At 65.7% G+C, this 6,805-nt stretch carries 5 protein-coding genes and 1 pseudogene; 3 read left to right on the top strand and 3 right to left on the bottom strand.

All coding sequences use genetic code 11. The features are described from left to right. Positions 1-22 precede the first annotated feature (22 nt). Positions 23-1,321 (bottom strand): amino-acid N-acetyltransferase, encoded by a 1,299-nt coding sequence (gene argA, locus DCO48_RS12880; protein ID WP_116550986.1) that lies wholly within the window; start codon positions 1,319-1,321, stop codon positions 23-25. A 114-nt stretch (positions 1,322-1,435) separates the two neighbouring features. Next, positions 1,436-2,593 (bottom strand): acetylornithine deacetylase, encoded by a 1,158-nt coding sequence (gene argE, locus DCO48_RS12875; RefSeq protein ID WP_116550985.1) that lies wholly within the window; start codon positions 2,591-2,593, stop codon positions 1,436-1,438. 127 nt (positions 2,594-2,720) lie between these two features. On the opposite strand from argE, the gene DCO48_RS12870 reads away from it, so the two are divergent. After that, a complete protein-coding gene (locus DCO48_RS12870) occupies positions 2,721-4,088 on the top strand; it encodes an inorganic triphosphatase (protein ID WP_116550984.1) in 1,368 nt (455 codons plus the stop codon). Positions 4,089-4,091: 3 nt separating this feature from the next. Here the strand turns inward: DCO48_RS12870 and DCO48_RS12865 are convergent, their stop codons facing one another. Beyond that, positions 4,092-4,562 carry an Lrp/AsnC family transcriptional regulator gene (locus DCO48_RS12865; protein WP_116550983.1) on the bottom strand — a complete coding sequence of 157 codons (471 nt, stop codon included), beginning with the start codon at positions 4,560-4,562 and terminating at the stop codon, positions 4,092-4,094. A 125-nt stretch (positions 4,563-4,687) separates the two neighbouring features. Between DCO48_RS12865 and DCO48_RS12860 the strand changes: the two are divergent. Together DCO48_RS12860 and DCO48_RS12855 are read left to right on the top strand one after the other, a co-directional pair. Next, positions 4,688-4,984, top strand: a pseudogene (locus tag DCO48_RS12860) (hypothetical protein); the annotation flags it as partial. A gap of 92 nt (positions 4,985-5,076) precedes the next feature. Next, on the top strand, positions 5,077-6,771 hold the full coding sequence (locus DCO48_RS12855) for a GspE/PulE family protein (RefSeq protein WP_116550982.1): 1,695 nt from the start codon (positions 5,077-5,079) through the stop codon (positions 6,769-6,771). Positions 6,772-6,805: the final 34 nt, after the last annotated feature.

Here is a 6,805-nt window from a genome sequence, read left to right as displayed (position 1 = left end):
CCGACTCGTCCCGCGATTGCGCTTAGAGGGCCTTCTCGAAGATCTTCGAGTTGCGCTGATAGTTGTACAGCGATGCCCGCGCCGCCGGCAGCCGCTCGACCCCGCTCGGGGCAAAGCCGCGCTCACGGAACCAGTGTGCTGTACGCGTCGTCAACACGAACAAGGTGTTCAAGCCCATCTGCCGGGCCCGCGTCTCGATGCGCTCCAGCAGTTCGTCGCCACGCCCGCCATGACGGTACTCCGGGTTCACCGCCAGACACGCCAGCTCCCCCGCCTCCGAATCGGCAATCGGATACAGCGCCGCACAGGCGATGATCATCCCCTCGCGCTCGACCACACTGAACTGCTCGATCTCGCGCTCCAGCACCTCACGCGAACGCCGCACCAGGATGCCCTGCTCTTCCAGCGGCCGAATCAGCTCCAGCAGGCCACCGACATCCTCGATGCCCGCCTCGCGGACCTTCTCGAACTGCTCCTGGGCCACCAGCGTGCCGCCACCGTCGCGGGTGAACAGCTCGGTGAGCAGCGCGCCGTCTTCGCCATAGCTGACGATATGGCTGCGCGCCACCCCGCCACGGCAGGCTTCGGCCGCCGCATCGAGCAGCTCGCCCTGGTAATCCTTGCCCAGGCGCTCCAGGTGTGCCGGCACCTGCTGCGGACGCAGCTCGCGCACCAGTTTGCCATCGGCGTCGATCAGCCCGCGTTCGGCGCCGAACAGCAGCAGTTTGTCGGCGTTCAGCTCGATTGCCGCGCGGGTGGCGACGTCTTCGCAGGCCAGGTTGAAGATCTCGCCGGTCGGCGAATAGCCCAGCGGCGACAGCAGCACGATGGAGCGCTCGTCGAGCAGCCGATTGATGCCCTTGCGGTCGACCCGGCGCACTTCGCCGGTGTGGTGATAGTCGACGCCTTCGACCACGCCGATCGGCCGCGCCGTGACCAGGTTGCCCGAAGCCACGCGCAAGCGCGAACCCTGCATCGGCGAGGCGGCCAGGTCCATCGACAGGCGCGCCTCGATGGCGATGCGCAAGGCGCCAACCGCGTCGATCACGCACTCCAGGGTGGCCGCATCGGTGATACGCAGGCCGTGATGGTAGTGCGCACTGAGGCCGCGGGCGCTCAGCCGGCTTTCGATCTGCGGGCGCGAGCCATGGACCAGCACCAGGCGCACGCCGAGGCTGTGCAGCAGCACCAGGTCGTGGACGATATTGCCGAAGTTGGGATGCTCGACCCCATCGCCGGGCAGCATGACCACAAAGGTGCAGTCGCGGTGGGCGTTGATGTAAGGCGAAGCGTGACGCAGCCAGTTGACGTATTCGGGCATAACCAGAGCCTGTAGAGAAAGGGACAAGAACGGAACAGCACACAGCGCTCGAAGGGTTATCGTCGGTACAGGCTTGGCGTCACGCGCATGCTCCTCTTGGAAAAACGGATGGTCTCAGCGGGCACTTACCGGGCTGAGGCAATAATGTTCGATCAGGCCACGCACTAGACGCACGGTAGGCTCCAGACGTGACATTTCGAGGTACTCGCCCGGCTGGTGGGCACAGGCGATGTCGCCGGGGCCGAGGACCACGGTCTCGCAGCCCAGGCGCTGAAGATAAGGCGCTTCGGTGCCGAAGGCTACTGCTTCGGCGCGATACCCGCTAAGACGCTCGGCCACCCGCACCAGTTCGGCGTCGGCGGCCTGCTCGAACGGCGGCACTTCGGGGAACAACGGCTTATAGTCGATCTGCACCTGATGCTGCTCGGCAATCGGCACCAGCTTGCTGCGGATCGCCGCGCGCAGGGCCTCGCTGTCCATCCCCGGCAACGGGCGCAGGTCGAACTCCAGCGCGCACTGGCCGCAGATGCGGTTGGGGTTGTCGCCACCATGAATGCAGCCAAAGTTCATCGTCGGCTGCGGCACGCTGAACTGCGGGTTGTTGTACTGCTGCTGCCACTGCCGACGCAAGCCCATCATCTCGCCCATCACCTGGTGCATGGCTTCCATGGCGCTATGGCCCAGGCGCGGATCGGACGAGTGGCCGCTGCGCCCGAGGATATCGATGCGCTCCATGAGGATGCCCTTGTGCATGCGGATCGGCTTGAGCCCGGTCGGCTCGCCGATCACCGCCGCGCGACCCAGCGGACGGCCGGCCTCGGCCAGGGCGCGGGCGCCGGACATCGAGCTTTCCTCGTCGCAGGTGGCCAGGATCAGCAGCGGCTGCTTGAACGGTTGTGCCAGCAGCGGCCGTACCGCCTCGATCACCAGGGCAAAAAACCCCTTCATGTCGCAACTGCCCAGGCCCACCCAGCGGCCATCGACTTCGGTGAGCTTGAGCGGGTCGGTTTGCCACAGTTGCGGGTCGTACGGCACGGTGTCGCTGTGCCCGGCCAGCACCAGGCCACCAGGGCCGCTGCCGAAGGTGGCGAGCAGGTTGAACTTGCCGGGGCTGACTTGCTGGATATCGCAGCTGAAGCCCAGGTCGTCGAGCCAACTGGCCAGCAGGTCGATCACGGCGCGGTTGGACTGGTCCAGGCGCGGTTGAGTGCAACTGACCGATGGCGCCGCGATCAGGGCGGCAAACTGGTCTTTGAGCGACGGCAAGGGCATGCGCTTTCTCCTCGGTTCGAGGCCCATCATAGGGCCATCGGGCACCTGGAATAAACCGTCGGCGGCCGAGTCCTGTACACTGCACGGCCAAGACGCTCCCTGTCATCCGAGCCTGGATTACCCAGCAATGCACAAAGAAACCGAAATCAAACTGCGGGTCAGCCGCGAGACCCTCGCCGCGCTGCGCGACCACCCATTGCTGAAGAAGCGCAACAAGTCCGGCTGGCAGCAGCGCGAGCTGCTCAATCAGTACTTCGATACCCCGGAGCGCGATCTGGCGGCGGCCAAGGTCGCGCTGCGCCTGCGCCGCGACGGCGACGTGGTCATCCAGACCCTCAAGGCGCGCGGCCAGAGCGTCGCCGGCCTGTCACAGCGCAACGAGCACGAATGGCAGCTGGCCAAAGCCAAGCTCGACCTGAAGAAGCTCGACGACACCTGCTGGCCGGCGGAACTGGCCGAGCTGGACAAAAAAACCATCAAGCCGCTGTTCACCACCGATTTCACCCGCGAGTACGCGGAAATCGCCTGGGGCCGTGGCAAAGCCAAAGTGGTCATCGAAGCAGCCCTCGACCTCGGTCACGTGGTCGCCGGCAAGCAGAAGGAAGAAATCTGCGAGCTGGAGCTGGAACTGCGCGAAGGCGAACCTGAAGCCCTGCTGGAACTGGCTGCCGAGCTGTCCGCCAGCCTGCCGCTGATGCCGTGCGACATCAGCAAGGCCGAGCGCGGCTACCGCCTGCTCGACCCGGCCAGCTACGCCGTGAGCCTGCCGGCAGCGGAACTGAGCGCTGAGATGTCGCTGGACGACGCCTTCAACGCCCTCGCCTGGCAACTGCTCGGCGCCAGCCAACGCTTGGCCGAACAGTACCGTTTCAACGGCCACTGGCGCCTGCTGCAGGACTGGGTGCAAGCCCTCGCCGAACTGCGCGCCCTGGCCAGCAGCCTCGGCCAGGCCGCCCCGCGCAGCACGACCGCCGCCCTGCGCGCCAGCCTCGACGCACTGCTGGAAGACTGGCGCCCACTGGTGCTGGCCGGTAACGACGACGAAGACGTACGCCGCGCCGCGCCGGAGCAATTTGCCGAAGAGCTGCTCGACACCCGCTGGGGTCAATTCTCGCTGGAAACCTCGCGCTGGCTGCTGGCCCGCGGCTGGACCGCCGAACGCAACAAGCGGGGCGACCGCCAGGGCGCAGCACAGCTGAGCAACTGGCTCACGGTGCTGCTCGCCGACGAAGCCAAGGCCCTGCAACTGCCGCTGTACCAGCAGCAGCCGGAAGACCTGGCCGAACAACTGCCGCGCATCGAGCGCCTGCTGGCCTGGCTGCACCATGCCCGTCAGGTCCTCGAAAGCCCGGACCTCGACCGCCTGTTCGGCGAGCTGAACAAGTTGCACCAGCTGGCTAACCTGCCGCTTGGCGACGAAGTGCTTGAAGCCCGCGTGCAACATGCCATGGCCGTATTCCAGAGCCGCGGCTGGAAGCACCTGCTGCGCAAGTAAGGCCTAGCGCAGCACCGGTAGACTCGTCGTGGACTTGATTTCGGACAAGGCCACGATCGAGTTGACCTCCTGGATCCCCGGCACCATCGACAGCTTTTCGAAGAAGAATCGCTCGTAGGCTTCGATGTCCGGGGTGACGATGCGCAGCAGAAAGTCCACTGCGCCCATCAGCACATAACACTCCAGCACCTCGGGAAACTCGCGGATCGCCTCGGTGAACTCGGCGAAGTTGGTCCGGCCGTGGGCATTGAGTTTCACCTCGGCGAATATCTGCGTGTTCAGGCCGATCTTCTTGCGGTCGAGCAAGGTCACCTGAGCACGAATCACCCCCTCCTCCTTGAGCCGCTGAATCCGTCGCCAACACGGCGACTGCGACAGGCCCACCCGCTCGGCTACCTGTGCGCTGGACAGCGAGGCGTCCTCTTGCAGCAGGGCCAGAATGCGGCGGTCGTAGGCGTCCAGCTCGCTTTGCATGATCAATCCCCTATTTGCCACGTTGGCGAATTGTTTTATTCGAATGTTCGGCATATTGCCTGAACAAAGCGAAAAAATGCCCGCCTGCGCATGTAAAAATTTCTCCACTATTTCTGGAGACTGCCATGAGCGCACTCGAACGCCTGGACCGCCCCGTTACCCCGCTGCGCGCCGATGTCTGGGCCGCCAGCGCCGCGCACAGCCAGGTGCGTTTCAGTCTGATGATCGAAGCCGAACCGGACAGCTTGTGCCGCGTGCTCAACCTGTTCGCCTTGCAGTTCCTCACCCCGCATCAACTGCACATGACCCAGCAGGACGACCTGCTGGCGCTGGAGCTCGCCATTGGCGGCTTGAGTTGGCACCGCGCCGAGCTGATTGCACAAAAAATGCGCAACCTGATCTGTGTATGCGACGTGCGGCTCGACGCGGAAAAGCCCGGTAACCCTTACGGTCACCGTCAGCCCGACGCGGCAACTAGCCTTTGCAGTCCCGAGCCTGATTGCAAGGATGCACCATGCCCAATTCCCGCCCCGAGCGCCGCCTGGCCCTCGACGAGCTGCTGCAGCAACTGATTGCCGACCAACGCATCGGCGCCAGCGACCGCCAGCAGTTCCCGAGCAGCACCGACGACGGCATCCACCCGCTGGAGCGGATCGCCGCGCAGCAGTTGAACGACCTGCAGCACCCCGGCCAGTCGCTCGACCTCGACAGCCTCGGCGAATGGCTGGCGACAAAGGTCGGCCAACCCTATCTGCGCATCGACCCGCTGGCGCTGGACCTGGCCGGGGTCGCCGGGCTGATGTCCGCCGCATTCGCCCGCCGCCACGGCATCCTGGCCATCGCCCAGGATGCCGACAGCGTTACCGTGGCCAGCGCACAACCCTACCTCAGCGGCTGGGAGACCGACCTCGGCCTGGTGCTCAAACGGCGCATCCGACGGGTGCTGGCCAGCCCGCTGCAGATCCGCCAGCTGGGCCAGGAGTACTTTCGCCTGGCGCGTTCGGTAAGCAGCGCCAGCCGCAGCGACAAGCCGGGCGAGACGCAGGCCAGCCTGGAGCAATTGCTCGACCTGGGCAGCGGCGCCGCACAGGCCGACGCCAATGACGCGCATATCGTCAGCATCGTCGACTGGCTGCTACAGCACGCCTTCGAGCAGGGCGCCAGCGATATCCACATCGAACCGCGTCGCGAGCAGGGCCGCCTGCGCTTGCGCATCGACGGCGTGCTGCATGAGGTCTACCAGTTCCCGCCGACGGTGACCCTGGCGGTGGTCAGCCGGCTGAAAAGCCTGGGGCGAATGAATGTGGCAGAGAAACGCCGGCCGCAGGATGGCCGGATCAAGACCAAGGCACCGGACGGCGACGAAGTGGAGCTGCGCCTGTCGACCCTGCCAACCACCTTTGGCGAAAAACTGGTGCTGCGCATCTTCGACCCGCGCCTGCTGCACACCAACTTCGCCGCACTGGGCCTGGACGGCGCCGAGCTGGCCTGCTGGCAGGCGATGCTGCGCCAGCCCCACGGGATCATTCTGGTCAGCGGGCCGACCGGCTCGGGCAAGACCAGCACCCTGTACACCACGCTCAAGCAGTTGGCCACGCCGCAGGTGAACCTGTGCACCCTCGAAGACCCGATTGAAATAGTCGAGCCGGCGTTCAACCAAACCCAGGTACAGCCGGGCATCGACCTCGGCTTTGCCAATGGCGTGCGTGCGCTGCTGCGCCAGGACCCGGACATCATCATGATCGGCGAGATCCGTGATGTGGAAACCGCCCAGGTGGCGATTCAGGCGGCGCTCACCGGGCACCTGGTGCTGTCGACCCTGCACACCAACGACGCCTGTGGCGCCATCGGCCGACTGCTGGAGCTGGGTGTGGCGCATTACCTGATCCGCGCCACGCTGATCGGGGTGATGGCGCAGCGCCTGGTGCGCACCTTGTGCCCGGCGTGCAAGGCCCCGCAGGCAGACGGTGCGATGGCGCCAGTGGGTTGCCGGGCGTGCCGGCAAACCGGCTACCGCGGGCGCACCGGGTTGTACGAGGTGTTGGCGATCAGCGCAGCGCTCAAAGCCCGCCTGAGCGCCGATGTCGACCATCAGGCGCTGCGCCAGCAGGCGCTGGCCGAGGGGCTGCGCAGTTTGCGCGAGAACGGCGCGCAGAAGGTTGCCGCCGGACTGACCACCCTGGGCGAGGTACTGCGGGTGGTTCAGTAGACAGCCCTGGGAACTTGATTGGGGGAATGACGAT

Origin of the sequence: Pseudomonas sp. SDI (genome assembly GCF_003105155.1) — a bacterium.
GTDB lineage: Bacteria > Pseudomonadota > Gammaproteobacteria > Pseudomonadales > Pseudomonadaceae > Aquipseudomonas.
This window is presented reverse-complemented; position numbering and strand designations above follow the sequence as displayed.

Coding starts and splice junctions, on each gene's coding strand:
- argA (WP_116550986.1), bottom strand. CDS start 1,321: ATGCCCGAATACGTCAACTGGCTGCGTCACGCTTCGCCTTACATCAAC.
- argE (WP_116550985.1), bottom strand. CDS start 2,593: ATGCCCTTGCCGTCGCTCAAAGACCAGTTTGCCGCCCTGATCGCGGCG.
- DCO48_RS12870 (WP_116550984.1), top strand. CDS start 2,721: ATGCACAAAGAAACCGAAATCAAACTGCGGGTCAGCCGCGAGACCCTC.
- DCO48_RS12865 (WP_116550983.1), bottom strand. CDS start 4,562: ATGCAAAGCGAGCTGGACGCCTACGACCGCCGCATTCTGGCCCTGCTG.
- DCO48_RS12855 (WP_116550982.1), top strand. CDS start 5,077: ATGCCCAATTCCCGCCCCGAGCGCCGCCTGGCCCTCGACGAGCTGCTG.